The sequence below is a fragment of the Neobacillus paridis genome, from assembly GCF_016765675.1.
Lineage (GTDB): Bacteria > Bacillota > Bacilli > Bacillales > Cytobacillaceae > Neobacillus > Neobacillus paridis.
In genome coordinates this window covers 43,796-70,534 of record NZ_JAESWB010000362.1, presented here as the reverse complement: position 1 = coordinate 70,534, position 26,739 = coordinate 43,796, and the positions used below count along the sequence as shown (strand labels likewise).

The window sequence follows — 26,739 nt, the reverse complement described above, 5'->3', positions numbered from 1 at the left end:
GCATGCTGTGCCAGGGCACCGATACATTGAAAAAAGGAGTGAAATGATTGGAGCGTCAAGTGAACCTAGACACCATTCCTGTTAGAAAAGGAGAGCAATTAAACGAAGCGGTATTGGGGGAGTTTCTTCGAGAGCATATCGATAGCCTGCCTGATGGGCCCTTAGAGGTCCTTCAGTTTTCCGCGGGTCATTCCAATCTGACTTATCAAATTAAAATTGGCGAATGGGAAGCCGTCCTGCGCAGACCGCCTCTGGGGCCAGTTGCCCCGAAAGCTCATGATATGGCCAGGGAATACCGGGTGCTTTCAGAAATTCATCCGCTTTTCCCACAGGCACCAAAACCATTATTGTTTTCCGATAATCCCGCAATTGTCGGCAGTCCGTTTTTTATCATGGAAAGAAAACGCGGTCTCGTTTTGGATACCACTTTTCCAGAAGGAGTGGTTCCCTCGGAAGCCCTGTGCCGCCGGATATCGCAACTAATGGTCGATAAACTTGCCGACTTGCATTCCATTGATTACAAACAGACAGGGTTGGTGGAAATCAGCAATCCCGATGGCTTTATGGAAAGGCAGGTACATGGCTGGATCCAGCGCTATGAACGGGCAAAAACGGAGGAAATTAAAGAAGTTGAGCTGTTGAAAAAGTGGCTGACCGGAAATATTCCGCCAAGTGGCCAGCCTGCTATAATTCATTATGACTACAAACTAAATAACAGCATGTTCAATGAAGACTTGACTAAAATGACCGGCTTGTTCGACTGGGAAATGACAACGGTGGGTGATCCCCTTGCCGACCTCGGAGCGGCCATGAGCTATTGGCTCCAAGAGGATGATCCAGACTGGCTTAAATATGGAATGGGGAAGCCATCCGTAACCATAAATAAAGGATTTTATAGCCGTCAGCAGTTTATCGATGCCTACGCGGAAAAAACAGGCCGTGATATATCCAAGGTGAATTTTTATTTGACCTTTGCCTATTTTAAGCTCGCGGTCATCTGCCAGCAAATCTATTACCGCTTTAAAAAGGGCCAGACAAATGATCAACGGTTTGCCCAATTTAACGAGGCAGTCAAGGTGCTGATCCAATACAGCCTTCATGTCGCAGGCGAAAGATAGCAGCATAATGCTTGTCTGAGTGAATGTTTGTCGAGAAAAATGGGAATAGAAATTAAACAAAAGGGGCTGTCCTTAAAATGGAGGATCCCTAATATTCAAGGCTTTTAAGCATAAAAAGGGGTGCCAAAACTCAAAACTATGATTCTGGACACCCCTATAATTTAATTTTTCCTTCCGCTAAAGCACACAAGCTATGGCAAATACCCTCATTGGTTAACAAGTATGTAACCGGGATTAATCATTTGGTTCACTCTAGCAGGTTATAAAGTCAGCTCAGTTTTAAAAACGATGACCGCTGTACCCGAAATGCTGACTTCTACAGGTTCTTCATTGTCTATTTGAACGGCAACATCAATCGTCCCGGTTCGTTCTATTGCTTCCCCTTGTTTCGCCTTGAATTCGAAGGAAGAACCATTGTAAGGTACGAGTTTGTGATGGATCAGATAAGCACCAAGGGGCCCATTCGCATTTCCGGTTACGGGATCTTCGTTAATTCCTATGGCTGGAGCGAACATCCTCCCATTTATCAAAATATCCCTCTCGGCAGAATCCATTGTGAAAGTATAATAACCATTACAGGCAATACGTTTACTCAACTCTGTAAGAGCTTGATAATTCGGCTTGAGTTGACTTAATATCGAACTGCTTTTTAGGCCAATCATCACTTTTGAGTGACCAGTTGATACAATTTGAATCGGACAATCGGCAATTAAGTCTTCTTCGGTGAGGTTGAATGCGGCCAAGAGATATGCTCTGTTTTTTCCGTCAATAACTGAACCGAACTCAATTTTCCCCTGTTTCATAATGATTTTATAATCGTTTTGTTGCCGAATGATATCTACTGGTAAAATGCCTGCCCCAGTTTTATGATAGACTCGGGTGGTATTCAATTGTAGTTCAACAGCCCGGGCGTAATGGGCAGCAATCGTTGCATGTCCGCAGATCGGCACCTCAGTAGTCGGAGTAAAAAAACGAACATGAGCATCATACTTTGGGTTATCAGAAGAAAAAATAAACGCTGTTTCCGAATTGTTAAGTTCCCTCGCGATTTTCTTCATTTCGTTTTCAGTCAAGCCATCAGCATTTGTGATAACACCAGCAGGATTTCCAGCAAACTTGTCTTTCGTAAACGAGTCAATCTGATAGAGACGGTATTTTCTTGCCATGCCGCTTTTCCCCCATTAGGATTCTATTTTTAGCTAAGAGGAAATTTTTCCAAATTTTATACTTTCCTCTGTCGCATAAATTCACCTACGCCTCATGAACCGTCCTTAAGGACTTGCCAGTCTGCGAGTTTTCATTTTCAGCCAAAGAATAAATCAAGAATATTGGATGCCGTGGATGATTGCTTATTATAGAACTCGGAATACCCACAGTTTTTGCAATATACGACAATAAACGTGTTATGCTGAACGTCAAAAATTTTCGATAATCCGGTTCCTGTCATGGCAACTTCTTTTTTTCCTGCATCCTTGCTTCCGCATTTAATACAACCTTTTTCCGCCATCATTTAATTCCTCCCAAACGAACAGAATGATTTGTACAATAATACGGAGATAACCCGAAAAGGTTTCAGTGGGTTAGGCAAAATATTGTTTAGCTTCTATCTAAGAATATCATTACCATACTGATTTGGTCTGATTATCGGTCTTTCTTTTCCCATCACAAAAATTAAAATGTTCAGCCTATAATTTTTGCTGTACCGATTTCACCTTTTGTTCCATCGTGAGGTCTTTGTCACGGCGGTCATCGATGCGGATGTTGGTGCAGACTCTTTGGGCGCCTTTTTCAAATGGAAGCTCGTGCAGCTGTTGGACAATTTTCAGCAATTCTTTCAGGTCGCCTTCGATTAAGGTACTCATTGCCGTCAATTCATATTTAATCGAACCTTCATACTGCTGCAGGAACTTATGGAGTTCGGCGACATACCCGCTGACGCTTGGCGAAGCCGTCCCAACCGGAATCACAGTAATATCAACAATAGCCATTTTAACCATTCCCCCTAATTGGATAATCTACTTTCATCATAGCATACCTTATTCAAGTGGCGGTCATACGGGGCTTGACACACCGTGATTTTTCCATTTACCCAAGAGACTTTACTGTACGCATTCAGTCCAAATATGAAAATGAACAAAATAATGCCACAATATTATAAAATAAACTAAGAACCTAAATCAGAAATCTGTAGGAGGTATGTGAAGTGAGAGTCGCCATTGCACAATTAACGACAAGTGCTGAAAAAGAAGCGAATTTATCCAAGGCAAGAACCTATATTGCGAAGGCAAAAAGTTTCGGAGCTGATGTGGTCATCTTGCCCGAATATTTTATGGGACTGGCGACACCAAGAAACGGTATTTTACCGGTGGATTTGGCTGAACCGTTGGATGGTCCGTTTGTGACCGCTTTGAGGCAGGCTGCTGCTGAAAATCACATCTATGTCGTCTGCGGGGTGTACGAATCCAAAATCGGCGATGAGAAAAGAGCTTATAATACGTCCGTTTTTATCAATCGTTCCGGCGAACTTCTCCATGCTTATCGAAAAACCCATTTATATGATGCCTTTAATCATAAAGAATCGGACACGATCATCTCCGGTGAGAATCCCTATACAATAGTAGAAACAGAGTTTGGAAAAATTGGCTTGATGGTTTGTTACGAATTGCGGTTCCCCGAGATTGCCAGACAATTCGCCCTTCAAGAGGCCGCGATATTGTTCGTTCCGGCCGCATGGGTGTACGGGACGTTGAAAGAGGACCATTGGGAAACGCTCATCCGTGCAAGAGCAATCGAAAACACGATGTTCGTTTTTGGCGCAAACCAGGTTGGAAATATGTATACCGGGCGTAGTTTGATTGTTGATCCTATGGGGGTGATCGTCGCCAGTGGTGGAGAAGAAGAAACGTTGATTTTGGCAGACATTGACGTCAATCGGATAGAGCGGGTGAGAGAAAAACTTCCAAGTGTACGAGACCGCAAACCGGAATTTTACTCAAACTAGATACCTGCTCATTCATAAAGGGGCAGCACCAGGGAACCACATTTACAATGTTAAGAAAATTTCAATATTAAAAAGCCTAATTTCTCAATTTAATACGTAGAAATTAGGCTTTTTTCAGTTCTCCATTAAACAATTCTTTTTCCGGTTGGGGTTGCTAGATGCACGCTTTGTATTCGTTCATGATGTTGTGAATGATGGTTTTTACAGGAAGTATTTCGTTTATTTCGTCCACCCTTGCTCCCGCAAAAACGAGACCATTCTCGCAATCCCCATTCATTGTTGTTATCAAAGAATCCAATGTACAAAAGCGATAAGAGCAATTTTTAAGACAATCCATGCACTTCTTGATTTTTACCTTTTTATCATCAGATATGAGTTCAGTAAAATGGTTCTTTATTGCCCGACCTTCCAATCCCACGGTTGTTTTTACTAATATCGTATCTTTTTTCTTCGCCTGTACATATTTTTCTTTAAATGCTAATGGTGCGTCACACTCGTTACTAGCAACAAATCTTGTTCCCATTTGAACCCCGGATGCCCCCATTCGAATGGCACGGGCAAGATCCTCTCCTGTCATAATCCCTCCAGCAGCAATGACGGGAATCTTAACGGCCTTCACCACTTCCGGCAAAATATCGAACAATGGTCTCTCGGTCCCCAGGTGTCCACCGGCTTCATGGCCTTCGACAACAACGGCAGAAGCACCAAGACGTTCTGATATTTTTGCGAGTCTTGCTGAGGATACAATCGAGATAACCGGTATGCCAGCCTCTTTGCCCCAACTATACATATCCCTTGATATACCAGCACCCGAAATAATGAAATCGACTTTTTCCTCAATCGCTACTTTCATTTTTTTAGCAAAATCATTCATCGCAAAAAGAACATTGACGCCAATATAGCCATCCTGAATGGATTCTTTCGCCTTCCTAATGTGATATCGCAACTCATCAAAACTAATCCCAGTTCCAGAAATAATTCCTATTCCTCCGGCATTTGCAACAGCAGAAGCTAGTCCGCTTAAAGAAATACCAACTCCCATTCCACCTTGTATAATTGGAACCTTGGGTACCATATGTCCAATTTTTAATTGAGAAAAGCTCAAACGAATCCCTCATTTCTTCATGATTGTTATCCCCCAAGCTTATTGTAACGACTTGATACCAAATGAATAGTTACAAATATAATACCTAATCCTAAAGGCAGATAATAATTTTGTTATTGTCATAAAATGTTCAAAATAATAAGTACCACCGCTTGAGTTTTGTCGAAATAACATTGTAATTTTGACGTGTTTCGGGTAGTGCCGGGCACCTTAAGTAATTAGAGAAGTGCAAAGGCATTTCTCTTTTTTTAGGTTAAAAGCCTTTTCGTAGTTGGTCTGATGGTTTACAATATTAATAATATTTAGATAATAGGGGTCGAGCAAATGGTTAAACAGCCATTTTTAAACAATATGGCAATAAATCTATCAACGATTTTTACGGAAGTCCCCTTTTTGGCGCGGTTTGGGAAGGTGCGGGATTACGGGTTTTCTACTGTCGAGTGTCAATTTCCTTATGACTATTCTGTTGCGGAGATCCGCCAGGAATTGGAGCGGCATCGGCTTTCCCTTGTGTTAATCAATTTGCCTGCGGGGAAATGGCAAGCAGGCGAGCGGGGGCTGGCTGTGGATCCTGCCCGAATTCCAGAATTTAAGGAATCGGTCCGACTGGGAATTCGCTATGCCACTGCCTTGAAGGTACCAAGAATTCATTGCATGGCCGGTGTGGTTGCGGAAACTGCCGATTTAACAGCAGCAAAGCAGGTGTATATAGAAAATCTTCGCTACGTTGCGAAAGAGGCGGCGACCTGCGGGCTAACCATCCTGATAGAACCGATTAACCGGTTTGATATGCCGGGGTATTTTTTGAATGATATCCAGCAAGCGAAGGCAATTCTTGACGAAGTGAATTGGCCAAACGTGAGGCTGCAATTTGATTTTTACCATATCGAACGAATATATGGAAACGCCCTCGCAGTTTTTCAACAATATGCGAGCCTTTGCGATCATGTTCAGATTGCTGATGTTCCAGGGCGGCACGAGCCGGGTACAGGGGAGATGGATTATCAGGCGATCTTTGACTATTTAAGCAGTCATTACAATGGTTACATCGGTTTGGAATACACCCCGCTTGGAAAAAGCGAAGCCAGCTTTAAATGGCTGTAGGCAGGAGGGAATTAAGATGAAGATTGGCTTTATCGGAACAGGTGTCATGGGGGCGCGGATGGTATCACGGCTCCTTGTACACGGCTATCAAGTCCAGGTCTACAATCGGACCAAAACGAAAGTACAAACATTGGTAGAGCAGGGGGCGGTGCAGGCCGCATCGATTTCCTCGCTGTCGGCTGATTGTGATATCATTTGTACTTGTTTATCGATGCCCGAAGATGTACTGGAAGTTTACCTCGCGGATTCGGGGATCATCAACCATGCCCATCCCGGCACGATTTGCATTGACCTGACAACAGTAGGAGCCGATACGAGCAAGACCATTTTTGAAAAAGCAGGCAGCCGAGGGATCGATTATTTGGATGCTCCCGTTAGCGGCGGGCCGGAAGGAGCAGAAGCAGGGACATTAACAATTATGGTCGGCGGTTCGCACCGGGCTTTTGAAAAAGTTTTTCCATTGCTTGAGGTTTTAGGAAAAACGATTGAATATCTTGGTCCGTCTGGCTCGGGAAGCATCGCCAAGCTGATTAATCAATATCTTGTCGCTGTTCATTCGCTGGCCGCATCAGAGGCAATGGTCACGGGAGCAGCCTTTGGACTCGATGCTGAAAAATTGCTAAACATTTTAAAAGTCAGCTACGGGGACAGTAAAATGCTGCGGCGGCATATGGAACAATATGTGTTGGACCGCGAGTTCGAACCGGGCGGGGCAGTCAAATATGTTCATAAAGACGTTCGCCTTGCCAACGTACTGCTGCAACAGGCTGGTCTCCGTAAATTTACCGGGCAGATGGCAGAAAGCGCCTTTGCAACTGCTGCCGCTCAAGGTTTGGACGACCTCGATATGTCCGCGATTATTCAGCCGTTAGAAAAACAATGCGGGGTTATCGTCAGGAAGCGCTCATAATATATGGATCAAACAGAAAAAGACGATCTGCTAGTTTAAAAGCATTTCGTCTTTTTTTATGTATTGGCGGGTAAAGTGGGAAAATTGGCGGGTAAACTATTGAAATTGACGAGTTTTCAACAGTTTCAAAAAAGGTGGACAATCATAGACAAACCGGAATATTTATAGTATTAAATGAAACATACGTTTGTACATTTTATCATTTTACTCCATGTTTCATCTTTTTGGCATTGACCCTTCTTGGACAGACGAGTGATTTTTTTCCATCAACTGAAATTATTACGCAATGCCACTTTTAATTAATGTGGGAAGGGGATGAAAAGATGTTACAAACTTACCAGATGAAGCTGCCGAACATTTCACTACATAATGGGCTCACGTCAGATAGCTACATCCAAGAGTATGCAGCGTATTTCGGCAGACTGGAGCGTAGCAAATGCCACAATAATTAGCCAAGACAATGTAAATCCCTCCTCATTTTTTTACATTGTATTGAACTGTTGATTAACTGTTGACATATATTCAACAGATGGTACAAGTGCTTTTAACAAAATTTTTGAAGGATAAAAGTGAAATCGGGCTGAGGAAAGACAAAACAGGTTTAGAAACCACTAAAAGTAACTTTCATCGGGTTTATGAGGGACAAACCAGGGTAGAAAAACTATAAAAGTGTCTTTCATCGGGCTTATGAAGGACAAACCAAGGCAACAAACACCCCAAACTGTCTTTCATCAAGCCTATGAATTAAAAATTATAAATTGGTGAACAACGTAAAATGTTCTTTTCTGAAAAAAAACGAGGAGAGGTCACCATACGCCTCTCCCGATCGCCAAATTACCGTTATTACTCCCGGCTGGACACGGTTTAAGTAGGACCACCACTTTGACATTCCCAGCTTTGCCGAAGTTTTGTCCTTGCCCCCTTTCGCCAGTTTTTTACAGCGGATAAGGAGACGTTTTCTCTCTCGGCAATTTCCCTGATTGATAAATCGTATGCAGCGGTATAGTACAGCCATTTCTGCTGGTTGGCTGTAAGCTTCTGCCAGCAGTCCCCAAGCTGGTCAAGGATGGCTGGACAAAGGGGCTGCAGATCTTCCACTGTCTCCCAAAATAGTTCATCAGGGAAAACAGTTCTTTCCTCGAATTTTCGGGCTTCCGTTAATTCTGACAGCATGCGGCCCTTAATATACGTATAAGCATAGTTGGCGAAGCTTCCCTTATCAGGATTAAAACGTTCGCTTGCCTCCCAAAGGGCAATCAGACCTTCCTGGTAAAACTCATCGTGATTTTTATAAAGATGTAACGAATGGATGATTTTATGAATCATTGGTTCAAACTGCTTAGCTAAATGTTCAAAGCTTTCCACTCAGAAATCCCTTCAGGAAAGCGCGCTTTACCATGTATTCCCGGGTACCTTTACGATATCGGGAATCGCCGCCGCGGTCGAACGAGGGGAATCCTATTTTGCAGGGAAAATGGGACCTAATTTACAAAAAAAGGAGGGAAAAAAATCATTTTCAAGCAGACCAATATCATTTTGGATGATTTTACCGTTTTTCTGGTAACTAGAAAAGGACCGCTTCGTTACGAAGGGACCTTTGGTTTGACAAGCAATTTCCTGCTGCTTTTCGAGATTATCCGCGGGCGAGACCTGGAGTTTCTTCCATTGGTTAGGGGAGGCGAGGTTCTTTTTTGTTCGCCTTTGATTTGCTGCGTTCGCTTTTACGGGATGAAGCAGAGGAACTCTCCCCATGCATTCTCCGGTATTGGGAGGGAGTTTGCTTTGTAACCCGTTTAAAGGATTGGGCAAAGAATGATTGGGAAGAGAAGCCGGTAATCGTAGCAATATTTGAGATCGGGTAATTAGTGGTCTCTAATAAGATCTTACTCTCTTTAATCCGGATTTGAATTAAATATTCAATTGGTGAGATGCCGACTGCTTTCTTAAAGGAATGGGCGAGATAGTATTTATTAATATGACCTGCCTCGGCTAACGTATCAAGATTGATATTTTCACGAAAATGCTGCTTCATGTAATTTTTAATAAAGGCGATATCTTTGCTGATGATTTCGGAAGCGGTCTTTTCCAGGTTGAAGGTTTTTTTGCGCATCATTTTAAGCAGTAATATTTCCAATAAATTCTGACAAACCAACTCATAATCTTCTTTGCGGCTTTCCACTTCCTTTATGAGCTGCTGAAAATAGAACTGATAGGCCTTTTCGCCTTGATGATCGTTGAGAAAATTGACCTCTAATCCCGCAGCATCTGGAGATGAAAACGCCAGCCCTTGAATACCAAGTGCAATGTATTCAAGCGGGTAGTCCGCACAAGATTTTTCCGTGTGCTCCACATTTGGGTTGATGATGATGAGATCATTTTCTTTAACAGGGACTTCTTCATGGGAAAAAACAAAGGTCCCTTTTCCTCTGGTAATATATAAAAGTTCTGTAAAGTGATGAGCATGATTCGTGCTATGCCAATCTTTGTCGTACTTTGCCTTGGTAACATAGAGCAGTTTTACGGAAAGATGCTCTTTTTGAGTTTGCTTCATTTCATATAGCTCATTTGACAAAAAATGAACCCCCTATCAAAGCCTCGTTCTTCCTGTACTTTCATTTTAGTGAGAGTTTTTGTGAAAAGCAAGATATCTAAAAAACAGAACAATATGTTGATTGTGAAAGCGCTTTTTCAGCCGTATACTTTAGCTAGAAACAGGAAAAAAGGAGGAGGAGCAGGTTGAGAAAGAAAGCTTTGTTGACAGGGTTGACAGTCTTATTATCCCTTAGTTTAATAGCTTGTCAGAGTGGTGAAAGCAAGAAGACAGACTCAAAAGGCGGCAAGGCCACGGATGAAAAACAAACGCTCCATGTGGCTGCACTGGAATCTGCTTATGGTAAAGATATGTGGACGAAAGTCGCCGAAGCCTATCAGGAGGCAAATCCGAAGGTCAAAGTGGAACTGACTGTCGATAAAAACCTGGAAGAAGTCATCAGCCCGAACATGAAGGCCGGAAACTATCCGGATGTTGTGCTATTGGCAACCGGGAGAAAACTGGCACTGACTGAAACATTAATTAAGGATAAAGCGTTAGAAGACATTACCGATGTTTTCGATAAGAATGTCTATGGGGAAAATGTCAAAGTCAAAGATAAGCTGGTACCGGGCTTTACTGATACACTTGCCACTAATCCTTATAACGACGGTAAAACCTATATGGCACCAATGTTCTACAGCCCGACAGGTTTATTCTACAATGCCGCCTTATTTAAGGAAAAAGGCTGGGAAGTGCCAAAGACATGGGATGAGATGTGGGCATTAGGAGATCAAGCGAAAAAAGAAGGAATTTCCTTATTTACCTATCCAACAGCCGGTTATTTCGATGCCTTCTTCTATTCATTACTTTTAGAAGCAGGTGGACCTGATTTCTACAATAAAGCCATGAGATATGAAGATGGTATTTGGGAGTCCCCGGAAGCCACGAAGGTATTTAACATTGTCGGAAAACTAGCGAAATACACGGCACCAACCACAGTGGCCAATGCCAACGATAAGGACTTTACGAAAAACCAGCAATTAATTCTGGATAACAAAGCATTATTTATGCCAAATGGCACATGGGTAGTCGGAGAAATGAAGGATGCCCCAAGAGCAAAAGGCTTTGAATGGGGGATGACGGCACTCCCAGCCATTGACAATGGCGGTGATCGTTATGCCTTTACGTTCTTTGAACAAATGTGGATTCCGTCCCAAGCAAAAAATAAAGATGCTGCAAAAGATTTCTTAACATTTGTGTACTCCGATAAAGCAGCGGAAATTTTTGCAGAATCTGGAGCCATTCAGCCAATTGAAGGAATTTCCAGCAAACTGTCTGGCGACAATAAACTGTTCTACAGCATCTATGATAATGGTGCTAAAGCAGGTATGGGTGGATTTGCCGCAACCGAGGCCGTTGAAGGCGTCAACATGGGCGATACCTTATTCCGTACAGTCGACAGTATTGTATCTGGCGATAAAACGGTGAAACAATGGCAGGCGGCCGTTGAAAAAGCTAGCGATCAATTGCGGAAAGCCTTAAAATAAGAGAGATTTTATTCGCTACAGAATAACGGTGAGCAGCCATTCTCACCGTTATTTTCTTAAAAGGGGTGAATACAGTGAATAAAACAACCCAAAAAAGAATTTTTATTTTTGTTTGTACCGCACCTGCTCTGCTTCTGTTTACGATTTTTATGATCATTCCAACGGTTGAGGTATTCAGGATGTCGCTCTATAAGTGGGGCGGTTTCTCCAATCATAAAGTATTTGTCGGAATCAATAACTTTAAAATCTTATGGACTGATATGAATTTTATTCGCTCATTGCAAAACAGTGTGTTATTGATCGTCGCAGTTACGATCATCACGATGACGCTGGCGGTATTATTTGCTTCGATCCTGACAAGGGAAAAAATGAAGGGTAACAGCTTTTTCCGGGTTATTTTTTACATCCCCAATATTTTATCAATCGTCGTCATCGCGGGGATTTTTTCCGCCGTGTATGACCCAACAACTGGTTTATTAAATAATATGCTGGCCCTATTCAATCTTGACCACTTGCAAAAAATGTGGCTGGGCGACCAAAAAATAGCGATTTACAGCATCGGCGGGGCGCTTGTTTGGCAAGCTATCGGCTACTATATGGTCATGTATATGGCGGGCATTGCCAGTATCCCGGAAAGCTTTTACGAGGCGTCTGCTTTGGAAGGAGCCGGGCGCATCAGGCAATTCTTCGATATTACACTCCCGCTTATTTGGAATAACATTCGGACCACTCTGACATTCTTTATTATCAGTACGATCAATTTGAGCTTCCTGCTCGTTCAAGCGATGACAGGCGGCGGGCCTGATGGGGCGACGGAAGTATTTTTAAGCTATATGTATAAACAGGCGTATACGAATTCTTCTTATGGATACGGTATGGCGATTGGCGTTGTCATCTTCTTGTTCTCCTTCGCATTATCGGCCATTATCAGCCGCGTCACCAAACGGGACATACTGGAGTATTAGGGGGCGGAAGTTATGAAAAAACATGCAGGAGTAAGTGCAGAGAAAATTTATCATCTTTTTATATATGTCGCTCTCATTACACTTGCCATTTCCATTATTATCCCGGTTGGCTGGGTGTTTCTAGCGTCGATTAAGCAAAATAAAGAGTTTTATGGCAGCCCATGGACATTGCCAGAAGGGTTTTATTTTCAAAACTTCATTGATGCCTTTGAAAAAGCGAACATGGGGACATATATGTTGAATTCGGCGATGGTTACAGCCTTGGCGCTGTTGATTCTGCTGGTCGTGGCGTTGCCGGCGGCCTATGTCTTGGCGAGGTATACCTTCAAGGGCAGCAGACTAATGAATTCGTTGTTTAAAGCGGGTTTATTCATTAATGTGAACTACATCGTTGTCCCGATTTTCTTGATGTTATTAAAGGGAGATACGTTGTTACGCGAACAAATTGGCGATGGCTTTTTTCTCGATAATTTATTTGTTTTAGCGGTTGTCTATGCGGCGACGGCTTTACCGTTTACCATCTACTTGTTGTCCAGCTATTTTCAGTCCTTGCCATCCACCTTTGAGGAGGCCGCAATGGTTGATGGGGCGGGGTATTTCAAAACGATGGTAAAAATTATGATTCCGATGGCACGGCCAAGTATTATTACCGTTATTTTATTTAATTTCCTGGCATTTTGGAATGAATATATCATTGCGCTGACATTGATTCCCGGACCAAATAAAACACTGCCTGTCGGATTGATGAACTTAATGGCGGCACAAAAGTCGGCTGCGAACTATGGTCAAATGTATGCGGGCATGGTTCTCGTCATGCTGCCAACCTTGATTTTATACATTATCGTGCAAAAGAAATTGACACAAGGTATGACCCTTGGCGGATTAAAGGACTAAGGTGAGGAGGATTTTTAGATGAAAAAGCCTAGAGGACGTGTTACCTTACCGAGTGAGCAAAACTTTCTCAACGAGACAAAAGAATTGATGGAACGCTGGGGTGCCGATGCCATTCGCGACAGTGACGGGACGAAACTCGATGATGAGATCAAAAAACTCGAAGCAAAAATTTACACTACTTATTTTGTGGCCCGCGGCCATAATGATTTTGCAGCCGAACATATGGATGAATGCCAGCAGCTTTACTTAATGAGTGAGTTCAATACTGCAACAGCTGAGATGCTGGAAATTGATTTGATGAAAGGATATTTTACGGAACAAGTACGGCCGGATTATCTCCATGATCCGAAAAAATATTGGGAGGTAGTCGACCGGACAAGCGGTGAAGTGGTGAACACGGCTGATTGGGAGGTTGACAAAGAGACTAACCGGGTAGTGATTGCGAAGGCGGTTCCTTGGCACGAATACACCGTATCGTTCCTCGTATATATGATTTGGGATCCGACGCAAATGTACAATCATATCACCAATAATTGGGGGGATAAGCCGCACGAGATTCCTTTTGATGTAAGGCAGCCGCATGCCAATCAGTATATGTCATCCTATTTAAAGCAATGGCTAAAGGATAATCCGGATACCGATGTGGTCCGGTTCACGACGCTCTTCTATCATTTTACACTGGTGTTTAATAACCATGGTAAAGAAAAATTCGTCGATTGGTTTGGCTATGGTGCCAGTGTATCGGCGGCGGCTTTAGATGCATTTGAAAACGAAAAAGGCTACCGTCTGCGGCCGGAGGATTTTGTTGACCAGGGGTATTATAATAGTTCCTTTCGTGTGCCTACCCCGGCCTATTTGGATTATATTGATTTTGTGCAGCATTTTGTTGCCGAAGAAGCAAAGAAACTTGTCGATCTTGTCCATGAAAGCGGCAAGGAAGCCATGATGTTTCTGGGCGACAACTGGATTGGCACAGAACCGTACGGAAAGTATTTCGCCAGCATTGGTCTAGATGCTGTTGTCGGCAGTGTCGGCAGCGGGGCTACGCTCAGGATGATTGCCGATATTCCAGATGTTCGCTATACAGAAGGGCGATTCCTGCCGTACTTTTTTCCGGACACATTTTATGAAGGCAATAACCCTGTGATAGAAGCGAATCAGAACTGGCTGACCGCACGGAGAGCGATTTTACGGAATCCGGTCGACCGCATCGGCTATGGTGGCTATTTGAGCCTAGCTTATAAATTCCCGGAATTTGTTTCCTATATTGAAAAAGTCACCGATGAATTCCGTGATATTTATGACAAAATCAAGGGTGTGAAGCCGTACTGCGGCTTGAAAGTGGCAATCTTAAATGCCTGGGGCAAACTGCGGACATGGCAGACGCATATGGTCGCTCATGCTTTATGGTACAAACAAATTTATTCCTACCTCGGTGTGTTGGAAGCCTTAAGCGGAGCGCCGGTTGATGTTTGCTTTCTTAGTTTTGATGACGTGATGAACGATGGGGTGCCAGAGGATGTTGATGTGATTATCAATGCCGGTGACGCCGGTACCGCTTTTTCTGGCGGCGAATATTGGGCGAATGAAACATTGGTTGCTACAATCAGAGCCTGGATCCATAACGGCGGCGGCTTTATTGGGGTCGGCGAACCATCAGCCTATCAGTATCAAGGCCATTATTTCCAATTAGCAAATGTGTTAGGTGTCGATAAAGAACTGGGTTTCAGCTTATCGACCGATAAATATTTTGTTACTCCGGTTAACGAGCATTTCATTGCTGCAGATCTAACCAGGTTTGATTTTGGTGAGAGTATGAAAAATATTTATGCCTTGTCAGAGGAGACGGAAATCATTGAGTATTCCGATGGGGAAGTCCATCTTTCCAGTCATTCATTTGGTGCTGGCCGGGCTGTCTATATAGCTGGACTTCCGTACAGTGAGGAAAATACGAGGCTGTTAATGCGGGCATTATACTATGCTGCCCATAAAGAGTCGGAATTTCATCAATGGCATGCCAGCAATATGTATTGTGAGGTTCATGCCTATCCGACGATTAAAAAAATGGCAATTGTCAATAATTCGATGGCGGAACAAACGACGCTTGTTTATGATGGTGACGGCTACAGCAGAAAAGTAACGCTGGAGCCAAGCGAGATTCGCTGGGAGGATTTTTCTGATGAAAGATAAAATTCTGGTTGTCATTAAGCTGGTTGTGTTCGTCCTGAGCTTGGCATTGATTATCATCGGGCAAAAGACGGTTGGCAAACCCGAGCTTGGACTGATGCTGCTTGGCCTTTCCGGCCTGTTGGGCTTGCTTTACGATTATAATCGGAAATATGCTTAAGGGGGAAATGGGGCCGGTCCCAAAAGTTTCGACTGAAAGGACTGCCCCGTTTTTTCCATTGACGAAATGGATCTATGTTTGGTACGATTTGTTTAATTCAATAGAGCGCAATGAAGGCTGTGGATCAAACTATAGCTGGAGCAGCTTCTGGAGAGACCGCGTGGCAAATGGGCTATGTGGCGCCGAAGGATTCATAATCTCAGGCAAAAGGACAGGAGAAGGATGCTGTGCAATAGCGAAACTGTTACACACATTTTTTCCCCTGAGATTGGAGCAATTCCAATCTTTTTTATTTTTCTAAAAGAGGTGGAGGAAATGGAAACAAGACGTGCCGTTGTAAGTGTGATCGGAAAGGACAAGGTGGGCATTATTGCCCGGGTGACGACCGTATTGGCGGAAAACCGGATGAATATCTTGGACATCAGCCAAACGATTTTGCAGGATTTTTTCACGATGATGATGTTGATTGATATCTCGGAAACCGCCAACCTGCATTCCTTACAGGATCAATTGAATCAGGTTGGCGATGAGCTGGGTTTAACGATTCACGTTCAGGCCGAAGAAATTTTTCAAGCGATGCACAGGGTATAAGGGGAGGATGAACGATGAAGATTGCAATGGATGAAATTCTCCAGACGATTCGCATGGTGCAAATGGAAAATCTCGACATCCGCACAGTAACGATGGGCATCAATTTGCACGACTGCGCTGATTCCGATTTTAGCAAAATGCAGCAGCGAGTTTATCAAAAAGTTACTTCCTATGCCCGAAATCTAAAGGCGGTTGCCGAGGAAACGGAAAAGGAATATGGCGTACCGATTGTTAACAAGCGGATTTCGATTACCCCGATTGCTGAAATTCTTGGCAATGCCTCTGTCGCGGAGGCGGTGGAACTGGCGAAAACACTTGATCAGGCGGCAGCGGAATTGGGGGTCGATTTTATCGGTGGCTTTTCCGCGCTCGTTCACAAAGGGCTGTCAAAAAGTGACGAGACCTTATTGAAGGCCCTTCCCGAGGCGCTGAGTGTAACCGAGCGGGTGTGTGCCTCTGTTTCGGTGGCAACCACCAGGACGGGGATTAATATGGATGCCGTATGCGAGCTGGGCTTTATCATCAAGGAAGCAGCGGAGCGGACTAAGGAGCAAAATGGGATTGCCTGTGCCAAACTGGTCGTGTTTTGCAATCCTGTTGAGGATAATCCGTTTATGGCCGGAGCCTTTCATGGTGCCGGCGAAGGTGAAGTGGTGCTGAATGTTGGTGTCAGTGGCCCGGGTGTTGTCTTAAATGCCCTGAAGCGCCACCCTGAAGCGGATTTGGGAGAAGTTTCCGATATTATTAAAAAGACGGTTTTTAAAATAACCCGCGCCGGGGAACTGATTGGCCGCGTCGTCGCAAAACGTCTCGGTGTCCCATTTGGGATCATGGATCTTTCCCTTGCGCCGACCAATGCTTTAAATGACAGTGTCGCCGAAATTTTAGAGGAAATTGGCCTGGAACGGGTCGGAACCCATGGTACGATTGCCGCGCTAGCGCTGATGAATGATGCGGTGAAAAAAGGCGGGGCGATGGCGAGCTCCTATGTTGGCGGTTTAAGCGGCGCCTTTATCCCGGTCAGTGAGGATAACGGGATGATTCGCGGGATCGAGGAAGGGGCGCTCTCGCTATCGAAGCTCGAGGCAATGACCTGTGTGTGCTCGGTTGGCCTTGATATGATCGCTCTTACTGGCGATGTCACGCCGTCGACCCTTTCGGGGATTATTGCCGACGAAGCAGCAATTGGGATGATCAATAAAAAGACTACCGCTGTTCGCGTTATTCCGGTTCCCGGCAAGACGGAAGGCGACATCGTCGAATTCGGCGGCCTGCTTGGCCGAGCTCCCGTGATCGGCGTTAATCCCTTCAGTTCGCAAAAAATGATCAGCCGCGGCGGAAGAATTCCCGCACCGCTGCAGGCGTTAATTAACTGATTCGGAAGGGCACTTCTGTATTGCAATAGTTGGGAAGTCCCCAAGCTTTGTTAAAGGAAGTGGAATTTTGCTGCTGTGGTTAATAGGAGATATTGAAGAGGGGATATGCATAGATTAAGGATGAGGGGTGTCACATGACGCCCCTCATCCTTAATCTTTTAATAGAAATAGATTGTGTTTACAAAACTCTTACATATTTATTTTTGCTTTTGTTTTTTGCTTTGTCTATTGCATAAATCGTAAGGGTACTCCGCTTTTTCTGGGCTTTAATTTTGACCTTGAAATTGCCTTTGCTGCTTACGACCGCTTTCCCTAGACTCTGTTTTCCACGGTACACATAAATCGTGCTACCTTTTTCTGCTTTACCTGTTATCGTTTTGCTTTTATAAGTCACCTTATTGACGGTGGGAATTTTTGGCGGTGTTTTATCAATTACCTTTATCACGCTTTGGCTCGTATTATTTGCAAGATCAAAAGCGATGATTTTGATTTCAGTTCCTGCTTTTTGTTTAGAAATGGTAAATGTATATTTCCCATACTTGTCCGCTTTAACTTCTTTTTGATAACTCCCCTTTATATAGAGCTTCACCTTCGCGTTAGGTTCTGTTTTTCCGTAAATGGATGTTGACTGGTCAGAAACTGGATTTATCGAAGGTTTAGCCGGCGGGGTAAGGTCTTTAATGTTTACGATCTTTTTTATTTTCCGTTCATCATCATAACCTGTAACTTCCACGGCTGTCCCGGGAGAAAGTTTAGGAATATTGATGCGGAATGAATTGCCTTTTTTGGCTGTAGCCGTTCCTACCGATTTTCCTTTTACAAGGGCCTCCAGTTTTATTGGGGTGCTGGATGTGACGGATCCGGTTATCGCCGTTTCGGATTTCATGTTATCCGTATAAATGAAAGGTGAGTCAACGATTTTCTTTAGTACCGCGCTTTTTCTTCCTTTTTTATCTTGTGCATATACTTCGAGATTTGTTTTTACGTTAAGTGAATTTAATTTAAATTCGAAAAAACCTTGTGTGTCGGCCGCATCTTTTCCAATTACCACACCGTCTTTTTTTACAAAAACTTCAGCGTTTGCTGCTGTTTTTCCTGATACTTCTTTGTCACTGTTATAAATGGAGCTTACATAAATAGGGACAGCAGGTTGGCTGGCTGGAACGGTAAATTTTTGAACTTTACTCTGATTGCCATCGGGGCTGAACGCATAAACATAAATTGTTGAACCAGCCGGTTGATCAGTTAAAGTAAAAGAAAACTCGCCATACCGGTCAGGTCTTGTTCGTTTGCTTTCTCCCTTTCCATCTTTGACGAAAATACTCAAGTCTTGTCTGTCCGTTTGACCGGTGATTTCTGTATAGTCTTGTTTTAAAAAGGTCACAGGGTCCAGTTCCGTAGAAAACAATTCCTCCCCATCAGCCAAAACAGGCTCCTCTCCATCTCGGTCTGCTGTATTATAGTAGCTATTGAGATTTTGATCCCGGTATTTTTTCAGATTACCGTATAGGTCATGTACTTGAGTGGTAAAAACATTTTCCCTTGTTGTTTGAATTGTATAAGCATTCCCGGTCTGTGCAATCTTCCCTTTCACATATAGATTTCCTTTGTCCAAAGAAATTCCCGTTTGTGTAGGGCCATTGATCGTGGTATCCCCTTCCAGCAGGACGGATCCCTTTTGGATCAACATTCCCTTCTCAGTATCCGTGTCAATCAATAAGTTTTTTATCGAAACAGATTCCGCGGCTATTGTTAAAGGGGTAGTTGGAGAAGTAACCGCATCTTTTGAGTAGGTCATTTTTACATTCTCTAATTTGCTGTTCCAGCTGTAAACTCCTACCGAAGAATTATTAAATGTTACATTCGATAAAATAAGCGGATCCAGTAAAGGCTTGGTAATGGACGACTTATCCAGAGTGCTATCATAAATTTTCAGTTCCTCGGACCCATCCATTAGACTGTCAACCAGCTGCGAATTTTTAATTGTAAATGTATTGGTAAATCGAAATAATTTAATCGAACTATTTGTAACATTTTCAACGGAGATGCTGCCTGCAGAGTCAATATTTATTAAGCTGTCTTTTAAATGAATAAACTGTAAGCCGGGGCCGGAAAGGAGTTTCATATTTTGAGTCGTAAACGAGAACCCATTTCCATTAATAATTTTGGTAGTACCGGCAATTTGCATTTCCTGATATCTCTGGTCAATTATTATGTTGTTCTCAAAATTAATTTGTTGAATATCGGGATCTTCTAAAGCATTAACCAGTTCATTTGCTGTGCTGACAGATATCACGCTAGCGGCTGCTTTGACGTTTATCAGTGGAAAAAAAGAAAAAATTAGAAATAAGCTGACTAGTTTTGAAGTGAAAACTCTTATCCTCATAAAATGCGATCATCCTTTCATCATTTAAAAAACGGAAAAATTGGGATTTACGTGATTTTCCGTTTTTGCCATTAAACTGATTATACCTCACGCAAACACAGAGATTTTTTACAAAAAAAATTACCGTTTATTCCAATAAAGGGGAATTCCCCTCTTTTTAGTGCTATCACCGACTGATTTTGTAAGCATCCTAACAGTTTTGGTGTTGAAAATTACCACATTGTATTGCGGAATCATCCACAATGGATGGTAACCGATTCGTTTACAATAAGGATGTAGCAATTACTAGACAAAAAAAATCGGAGAGAAGGGTTTCAATATGTTTAAAAATGTGATTGTACGGGTACCATCAAAATCAGTAGTGGAAGGAATTAGCAGTGCGAATCTAGGTAAACCGGACTATAATCTTGCACTAAAACAGCATGAACTTTATGTAAGCGCCCTCACAAAAACCGGTGTCAATGTAACAGTACTTGAACCAAATGATGAGTTTCCTGACTCTTGCTTTGTTGAAGACGTTGCGTTATGTACAAGGAAATGTGCGATTATCACCCGTCCTGGTGCCGAAACAAGAAGAAATGAATCAGCTTTACCTGACCTTCAAGAAGCTTTAAGTAAATTCTATGAACATATTGAATATATCAAAGCACCGGGGACGATTGAAGCCGGCGATATTATGATGGTTGGCGATCATTTCTACATTGGCGAAAGTGCCCGGACGAACCGCGAAGGGGCAGAGCAAATGATTGCGATTCTCGAAAAATATGGCTTATCCGGCTCGATCGTTCCATTAAAAGAAGTCTTGCATTTGAAAACCGGTTTAGCTTATTTGGAAAATAATAATCTTTTAGTTGCCGGTGAATTCGTTAAGTCTCCGGAATTTGAAAAGTATAATAAAATCATCGTTCCGGAAGACGAAGCCTATGGTGCGAACTGCATTTGGGTCAATGACTATGTATTAGTACCGGAGGGCTATCCAACTGTGCAAAAAGCAATTGAAGACCTTGGCTATAAAGTATTGGTCGTTGATACTTCGGAATTTAGAAAGATTGATGGCGGCTTAAGCTGTCTATCACTGCGATTCTAATAGATTGAAAATCCATGAGAAGAGTATGGGGAATGATTTTCTCATACTCTTTTCTATGTACGTCCAACCTAGGAGGAATTCTAAATGGGAGAGGAAAAAAAACTAAACCTTGGTTCTTTAACCGCTGTCATCATTAGTTCGATGATTGGTGCCGGGATTTTCAACTTAATATCAGATATGGCCTCTCAAGCTGCTCCGGGCGCGATTATTTTAGGCTGGCTCGTTACCGGAATCGGAATGGGCACGCTTGTCTTTTCCTTTAAAAATTTAAGTGAAAAACGACCAGAGTTAGACGCTGGCATTTATAGATATGCCAAGGAAGGTTTTGGCGATTATATGGGGTTTAACTCAGCGTGGGGGTATTGGTTATCGGCGTTATTGGGAAATGTTGCATTCGGAACATTAACCTTTAGTGCCTTAGGCTATTTTTTCAAAACATTTGGCAATGGTCAGAACATTTATTCCGTTTTAGGGGCCTCCATCGTATTATGGATCATTCATTATATTACCATTAAAGGTTCGGGCACTGCTTCCTTCGTCAATTTCATCGTAACCGTGGCCAAAGTGATCCCAATCATTATGTTTATTATCGTCGTTATTTTTGCCTTTAAAGCAAAAGTGTTTTCATTGGATTTTTGGGGAACCGTTTCAGGGAATTTTGAGTTTTCATCCGTTGCCACACAAGTGAAAAATGTCATGTTAACCACCGTTTGGGTCTTTATTGGGGTAGAAGGCGGGATTATTTATTCCGGCCGCGCGAAAAGAGCGAAGGATGTCGGTAAGGCCACTTTAATTGCCTTTACATCCGTGCTTGTCCTATATGCTTTAGTCACGATTCTATCCTTTGGTGTCATGCCGCAGGATGAATTGGCCAAAATGCCAAAACCGTCGATGGCACATGTGCTGGAGAGCATTATTGGAAAACCGGGCGCGATTATTATCAATATTGGAGTCATTATCTCGATTATTGGCTGCTGGCTTGCCACTACGATGTATACCGGAGAAGTACCCTATCGGGCAGCACAGACAAAGAACTTTCCGCGTCTGTTTACAAAAGTGAACGAAAATGGTGCGCCGACAGCAGCGCTCTGGGTAACCAATATGTTAATCCAAATCTTTTTATTCACCTTTTTAATCAATGACAGCGCCTATAACTTTATGTATTCCCTTTCAGCTTCAGCCATTTTGTTACCATACGGATTAGTGGCCTTTTATCAATTAAAATACTCACTGGGTGAAGAAAAAGGGACAAAACATCGTGTTCAGAATATTATTTTGGGAATTGTCTCCAGTGTGTTTGTGATTTGGGTAACATTTGCCTCAGGAATTGAGTATTTCTTATTAACGATGTTTGTCTTTGCCGCCGGATTCTTCGTGTTTGCCTGGGTGCAAAAAGAAAACAAGCGCAAGTTATTCGCAACAAAACTAGATTTGCTTTTTGCCGCTATCGTCTTAATTCTGTTTATCACCTGTATCATCCAAATCGCGACGGGCGCAATTGATTTAAGAACGATCTAAAACAAATCATTGGCAGTATAAAACAACGTGTTCCAAACGCACTAATGAAAAATGAGCGACAGGTAAGAGATTAAAAACAGCTCCTCCTACATCTATGAGTTTGTTCAAATGGGGACAAGAACATGGATGTTGGGGGTTTTTGTTGTCTAGGCAGATTTATGCTATTAATTTACTCATCATTCCCGGAAAATCCCCATGACTGATTATGAAAAATATCAGAAATCTGTAAAAATCTTCAGTTTATATGCACAATATTGTGCATTGTTTCACAAGTTATATTGATACAATAAAACGTGTATTAAAATGAAAAGTGTTCACGAGGAGGATTCACATGAAAAAAACAGACGACACTTTATTTAACGAGGTGAAGGATAAAAAATTCACTAGGCGTACGTTCATTAAAGGATTAGGGACTATAACAGTTGTCAGTTCTATCGGTTTTGGAACCGCCTCAAGATCAAAAGATGTACTTGCAAAAGAGAAAAAAAGCGAAACAGGTAAAGTTGTCGGTGGCCTTTGTACCTACAATTGTACGTCGCGCTGTCACTTGAAAGCGCATGTAAAAGATGGCCGTATCATTACCGTCACACCTGGAGAAATGCCAGGAAGAGCAGATTATGCGAACTGCTGCTTAAGAAGCATTGCTTATAGTCAAAGACTGCAAGATGAAGATGCAAGGATTCTTTACCCGATGAAACGAGTAGGAAAGCGCGGCGAGAAAAATTTTGAGAGAATTTCATGGGAAGAAGCATTCGATACAATCGCCAGGAAACTAAAAGAGGCAAAGGAAAAATATGGACCGGAATCCGCCGGGTTTTTTACGATGACGGGGAATCTTGCAAAGCTTGCATGGGAATCTCCTATTCGTTTTGCTAACTGTTTTGGGGGAACTACTTTTGATGTGGAGGCTTTGATGTCTGACCACGGGGCAACGATGGGGATGGGTCTTGTATACGGACAGGGAAGAGGTGGGCACGATACCCGGGATTATATGAATTCGAAATTAATTATCCTTTGGGGAAGAAATGTCGTTGATACTCATACGAGTGAAACAAGATACCTTATCAAAGCAAGAGAAAATGGTGCGAAGATCATCGTTATCGATCCAAGACAATGTCCGTCTGCTGCGATTGCGGATCAGTGGATTGCTATTAATCCTGGGACGGATACAGCATTAGCTCTTGGGATGATGAATATTATTATTTCGAAAGATTTACATGATAAAGAATGGCTGCGTAAGTATAGTTGTGCCCCATATCTTGTCAATGATCAAGATGGAAAGTATATGCGAGACGGGAACCATTATCTCATCTGGGATACAAAAACGAAAAAGGCTGTCTATGCTGATAGTAAAAAGGCTGTTGGAGCTATCAATGGAGAATTTACTGTCAACGGAGTAAAGTGTAAGCCTTCATTTGAATATCTCGTTGCTGAAACCAAGAAATATAATCTAGAAAAGACCGCAGAAATTACCGGCATTGACAACCAGGTCATTGAAACCTTAGCAATGGAATATATCACGATGAAACCCGCAGGTATTCGTATGGGACAGGGCATGCAACGGGTATACAACGCCCATTCCCCATTCCGGACAGTCGCGACACTAGCCGCTGTTGCTGGATACATCGGAATTCCCGGAGGAGGCGCATCTCACATGGGAGGAACCTCTGCTAATAAACCATTGCCGGGTGTAACGACACCTGTTTTTAACTATGAGGATTGGACGGATTATGGCGGGAATTCTGGTAAGATGCAAAAAAGTTCGCTTATGTATGACATGATCACGAAGAAGGATCCCTATCCAATCGATTTTTTATGGCTTGCCGGAACGAATTTCTTGAACCAAAATCCAGATCCAAACAGAGTGATTAAAGAGGTATTCCCAAATATCTCATTTATTGTCAGTGTCGATCCTTTTTGGACATGGACTTCCCTTTATGCCGATATTATTTTACCAGGTAATACATATTGGGAAAAATGGGACTTTTATGATCGAGCACCTTGGGTTTTTATCATGCAGCCAGCCATTAAACCAATCGGTGAAAGTAAATCCGATCCTGAGATCTTTGCCGAATTGGCGAAGAGATTGGACTTTGGCCATTTATGGAAAAAGACTGATGAGGAATGGGTTAAAGGGTTTATTAATCTTGAACATCCGGCATTTGAAGGCTTTGACTGGGATAATGTATTAAAGGATGGTGTATGGGGGCGTAAAGATGGAATTTATGAACCTGTTTTCGCCTTTGGGCCTGAATACCAATATCAAACACCTACCGCTAGATTTGAGTTTTATACAGAGAGCTTGAAAGAATTTAACCAAGAGGTTCCAACGTATACACCAGGATTAGAAAACCCTAAATCCGAATTAGGGAAAAAGTATCCGCTATTAGTGTTTAACTACCATGACCGCTTTAACGTCCATAGCCAGCATGTATTAGAAGAGTCGTTGAAAATTGTCCAAAAAGAACCTGAAGTATGGATCAATACGAAAGATGCTAAAAAACGAGCGATCAACCATGGTGATGTGGTACGGGTATTTAATGATCGCGGATCCTGTACACTTAAAGCTTTTGTTACGGAAGGAGTCGTACCAGGGGCAATCGCTCTGGCCAGCGGCTGGCAGCCTGAAAGTTATATTGAGGGACATCACCAAACCTTAACTCAATTAACGATTAATCCGGTTGAAGAACAGATTAGTGCAACGAATACCGCCTATGGCGATGTATTAGTACAAGTAGAAAGAGTATAGGAGGTGCGAAAATGGTTAAGAAAATTCAATACGGCATGGTGATTGATACAACGAGGTGTATGGGCTGCCATACATGCGTTGTTACATGTAAGGTTTCCCATCAAAATCCAAAAGGGGTGTATTGGAGTAAGGTTAAAACGGTTGGAAGCGATGTTAATTACAAACCAACGGGAAAATACCCAAACCCTGAATTAGTTTTCCAACCATTATTATGCAATCATTGTGAAAACCCTGCTTGTGTAGCTAATTGTCCAACAGGTGCAATGCATAAGCGCGCTGATGGCATTGTAGAAGTGAATCAGGAAGTTTGCATAGGCTGTCAATATTGCAGTTGGAATTGTCCATATGATGCCCCTGTATTTGATCCTGTAAAGAAAACAGTGAGTAAATGTAATCTCTGTGCGGAACGGATTGAAGGTGGAGAAGAACCATATTGTGTGGAAGCCTGCCCTGCTGAAGCACGTCACTTTGGGATGATCAGTGACCCTTCCAGTGAGATTTCTAAATTGATTGCCGCTAAAGATGCTAAGCCATTTAAACCACAATATGGAACAAAGCCGTCTGTTTATTATATTTAATTTGTAGGAGGTGTAAGGAATGAGCGAACTTCCAATTTCATTAATCGTGTTTACGTATCTTAGCGATATTAGTGCTGGTACGTTTATCTTTTATCTTCTTTATCAAGCATTCTTTTCAGGGAATGCAACCGTCGAAAAAATACAGCAACGGAAAGGTGGTATCTTTACTTCTATAGACGCAAAAGTATCCGTACTTTCTATCATTTTATTGGGAATAGGAATGCTGGCCTCAGCACTTCATTTAGGCCATCCTTTCCGATTTTTAAATGCTTTACACAATCCTAATTCGATGATTACCCAGGAAGCTTACTGGTCTATTGGATTTGGAATTCTGTTATTAATCGTTACAATCTGGGCCTTTAAGGGAAAAAAGCCTTCTTTCGCTTTAAACTTATTAACTGCTTTAGCCGGCTTAGGTCTATTAACGGTCACAGCTTTAGCCTATGCGAAACCAAAGGGTATCCCAGCATGGAACCAAGGGCTAACCCCGATCATCTTTATCATAAGTGCGTTGATTATGGGAAGTGTCGTTTTCTTACTGTTATTAGTACTTCAGTCTAACGATACAGATGTACTCAAAAAGATGGTATTTATTTTCCTTGGGTTGTTATTTATCCAATTCTTTGTTGAAATTGCCTACTCTATCCAACTTTCGATGGGAACGTATGGTGTAGAGCTTCCTGACTTGCTTACCCTAAACATCAGCCGATGGTTAATTGGTTTACTTGCTCCATTGGTGGTTCTGTTTGCATTATTCAAAAAATCTTTAAAAATGAAAACGGGAATTACTCTCATATTTGCTACAATCATAATAGGGGAAGGCATCTCCAGAATCATCTTCTTTATGAATGGGGTACATTTATAGACTGGATTTCGGATCATGTTTGTCAAGAGGGGGCAAAGAGTTCATCAATCCTTTTCTCCCTTTTC

The 26,739-nt window shown here is 42.5% G+C and carries 23 protein-coding genes and 1 riboswitch; of the genes, 16 read left to right on the top strand and 7 right to left on the bottom strand.

Going from position 1 to position 26,739, the window contains the following annotated elements; all coding sequences use genetic code 11:
• Positions 1-47 precede the first annotated feature (47 nt).
• A complete protein-coding gene (locus JK635_RS21190; RefSeq protein ID WP_202655917.1) occupies positions 48-1,118 on the top strand; it encodes a phosphotransferase family protein in 1,071 nt (356 codons plus the stop codon).
• Positions 1,119-1,378: 260 nt separating this feature from the next.
• Here the strand turns inward: JK635_RS21190 and JK635_RS21185 are convergent, their stop codons facing one another.
• The 3 genes from JK635_RS21185 to JK635_RS21175 form a co-directional block, all read right to left on the bottom strand.
• Positions 1,379-2,284: a PhzF family isomerase gene (locus JK635_RS21185; RefSeq protein WP_202655916.1), complete on the bottom strand. Its 906-nt coding sequence runs from the start codon at positions 2,282-2,284 to the stop codon at positions 1,379-1,381.
• A 137-nt stretch (positions 2,285-2,421) separates the two neighbouring features.
• Positions 2,422-2,625, bottom strand: a complete 204-nt coding sequence (locus tag JK635_RS21180; protein ID WP_202655998.1) for a zinc ribbon domain-containing protein — start codon at positions 2,623-2,625, stop codon at positions 2,422-2,424.
• 178 nt (positions 2,626-2,803) lie between these two features.
• On the bottom strand, positions 2,804-3,106 hold the full coding sequence (locus JK635_RS21175; protein WP_202655915.1) for an MTH1187 family thiamine-binding protein: 303 nt from the start codon (positions 3,104-3,106) through the stop codon (positions 2,804-2,806).
• A 215-nt stretch (positions 3,107-3,321) separates the two neighbouring features.
• Between JK635_RS21175 and JK635_RS21170 the strand changes: the two genes are divergently transcribed.
• Positions 3,322-4,119 carry a carbon-nitrogen hydrolase family protein gene (locus tag JK635_RS21170; protein ID WP_202655914.1) on the top strand — a complete coding sequence of 266 codons (798 nt, stop codon included), beginning with the start codon at positions 3,322-3,324 and terminating at the stop codon, positions 4,117-4,119.
• Between the two features lie 154 nt (positions 4,120-4,273).
• On the opposite strand, the gene JK635_RS21165 is transcribed toward JK635_RS21170, so the two are convergent.
• A complete protein-coding gene (locus JK635_RS21165; RefSeq protein ID WP_202655997.1) occupies positions 4,274-5,194 on the bottom strand; it encodes an NAD(P)H-dependent flavin oxidoreductase in 921 nt (306 codons plus the stop codon).
• Between the two features lie 354 nt (positions 5,195-5,548).
• On the opposite strand from JK635_RS21165, the gene JK635_RS21160 reads away from it, so the two are divergent.
• On the top strand, positions 5,549-6,328 hold the full coding sequence (locus JK635_RS21160) for a TIM barrel protein (RefSeq protein ID WP_202655913.1): 780 nt from the start codon (positions 5,549-5,551) through the stop codon (positions 6,326-6,328).
• A gap of 16 nt (positions 6,329-6,344) precedes the next feature.
• A complete protein-coding gene (locus JK635_RS21155) occupies positions 6,345-7,238 on the top strand; it encodes an NAD(P)-dependent oxidoreductase (protein WP_202655912.1) in 894 nt (297 codons plus the stop codon).
• Between the two features lie 864 nt (positions 7,239-8,102).
• Here JK635_RS21155 and JK635_RS21150 read toward each other — a convergent pair.
• Positions 8,103-8,603 (bottom strand): sigma-70 family RNA polymerase sigma factor, encoded by a 501-nt coding sequence (locus JK635_RS21150; RefSeq protein ID WP_202655911.1) that lies wholly within the window; start codon positions 8,601-8,603, stop codon positions 8,103-8,105.
• Between the two features lie 304 nt (positions 8,604-8,907).
• Entirely contained in the window at positions 8,908-9,810 is a 903-nt protein-coding gene (locus JK635_RS21145) for an AraC family transcriptional regulator (protein WP_202655910.1), read from the bottom strand.
• Between the two features lie 164 nt (positions 9,811-9,974).
• On the opposite strand from JK635_RS21145, the gene JK635_RS21140 reads away from it, so the two are divergent.
• From JK635_RS21140 to JK635_RS21110, 7 genes are all read left to right on the top strand, one after another.
• A complete protein-coding gene (locus JK635_RS21140) occupies positions 9,975-11,318 on the top strand; it encodes a carbohydrate ABC transporter substrate-binding protein (RefSeq protein WP_202655909.1) in 1,344 nt (447 codons plus the stop codon).
• A gap of 74 nt (positions 11,319-11,392) precedes the next feature.
• Entirely contained in the window at positions 11,393-12,283 is an 891-nt protein-coding gene (locus tag JK635_RS21135; RefSeq protein ID WP_202655908.1) for a carbohydrate ABC transporter permease, read from the top strand.
• Between the two features lie 12 nt (positions 12,284-12,295).
• Positions 12,296-13,177 (top strand): carbohydrate ABC transporter permease, encoded by an 882-nt coding sequence (locus JK635_RS21130; protein WP_202655907.1) that lies wholly within the window; start codon positions 12,296-12,298, stop codon positions 13,175-13,177.
• 18 nt (positions 13,178-13,195) lie between these two features.
• The gene (gene gnpA / locus JK635_RS21125) at positions 13,196-15,367 is read left to right on the top strand and encodes a 1,3-beta-galactosyl-N-acetylhexosamine phosphorylase (protein WP_202655906.1); all 2,172 of its coding nucleotides are present in this window, start codon (positions 13,196-13,198) and stop codon (positions 15,365-15,367) included.
• The gene (locus tag JK635_RS21120) at positions 15,357-15,524 is read left to right on the top strand and encodes a DUF6903 family protein (RefSeq protein WP_202655905.1); all 168 of its coding nucleotides are present in this window, start codon (positions 15,357-15,359) and stop codon (positions 15,522-15,524) included. Before gnpA ends, JK635_RS21120 begins: the two co-directional genes overlap by 11 nt.
• Positions 15,525-15,661: 137 nt before the next feature.
• A riboswitch (glycine riboswitch) is annotated at positions 15,662-15,749 on the top strand.
• A gap of 90 nt (positions 15,750-15,839) precedes the next feature.
• On the top strand, positions 15,840-16,115 hold the full coding sequence (locus JK635_RS21115) for an ACT domain-containing protein (protein ID WP_202655904.1): 276 nt from the start codon (positions 15,840-15,842) through the stop codon (positions 16,113-16,115).
• A gap of 14 nt (positions 16,116-16,129) precedes the next feature.
• The gene (locus JK635_RS21110; protein WP_202655903.1) at positions 16,130-17,491 is read left to right on the top strand and encodes a PFL family protein; all 1,362 of its coding nucleotides are present in this window, start codon (positions 16,130-16,132) and stop codon (positions 17,489-17,491) included.
• Positions 17,492-17,669: 178 nt separating this feature from the next.
• On the opposite strand, the gene JK635_RS21105 is transcribed toward JK635_RS21110, so the two are convergent.
• Positions 17,670-19,787 (bottom strand): Ig-like domain-containing protein, encoded by a 2,118-nt coding sequence (locus JK635_RS21105; RefSeq protein ID WP_202655902.1) that lies wholly within the window; start codon positions 19,785-19,787, stop codon positions 17,670-17,672.
• A 409-nt stretch (positions 19,788-20,196) separates the two neighbouring features.
• On the opposite strand from JK635_RS21105, the gene JK635_RS21100 reads away from it, so the two are divergent.
• The 5 genes from JK635_RS21100 (at position 20,197) to JK635_RS21080 (ending at position 26,674) form a co-directional block, all read left to right on the top strand.
• Entirely contained in the window at positions 20,197-20,964 is a 768-nt protein-coding gene (locus tag JK635_RS21100; RefSeq protein ID WP_202655901.1) for a dimethylarginine dimethylaminohydrolase family protein, read from the top strand.
• 84 nt (positions 20,965-21,048) lie between these two features.
• Positions 21,049-22,482, top strand: a complete 1,434-nt coding sequence (gene arcD, locus JK635_RS21095) for an arginine-ornithine antiporter (protein WP_202655900.1) — start codon at positions 21,049-21,051, stop codon at positions 22,480-22,482.
• A gap of 331 nt (positions 22,483-22,813) precedes the next feature.
• The gene (locus JK635_RS21090) at positions 22,814-25,231 is read left to right on the top strand and encodes a molybdopterin-dependent oxidoreductase (protein ID WP_202655899.1); all 2,418 of its coding nucleotides are present in this window, start codon (positions 22,814-22,816) and stop codon (positions 25,229-25,231) included.
• Positions 25,232-25,242: 11 nt separating this feature from the next.
• Positions 25,243-25,809 carry a 4Fe-4S dicluster domain-containing protein gene (locus JK635_RS21085; RefSeq protein WP_202655898.1) on the top strand — a complete coding sequence of 189 codons (567 nt, stop codon included), beginning with the start codon at positions 25,243-25,245 and terminating at the stop codon, positions 25,807-25,809.
• A gap of 19 nt (positions 25,810-25,828) precedes the next feature.
• A complete protein-coding gene (locus JK635_RS21080; RefSeq protein WP_202655897.1) occupies positions 25,829-26,674 on the top strand; it encodes a dimethyl sulfoxide reductase anchor subunit family protein in 846 nt (281 codons plus the stop codon).
• Positions 26,675-26,739: the final 65 nt, after the last annotated feature.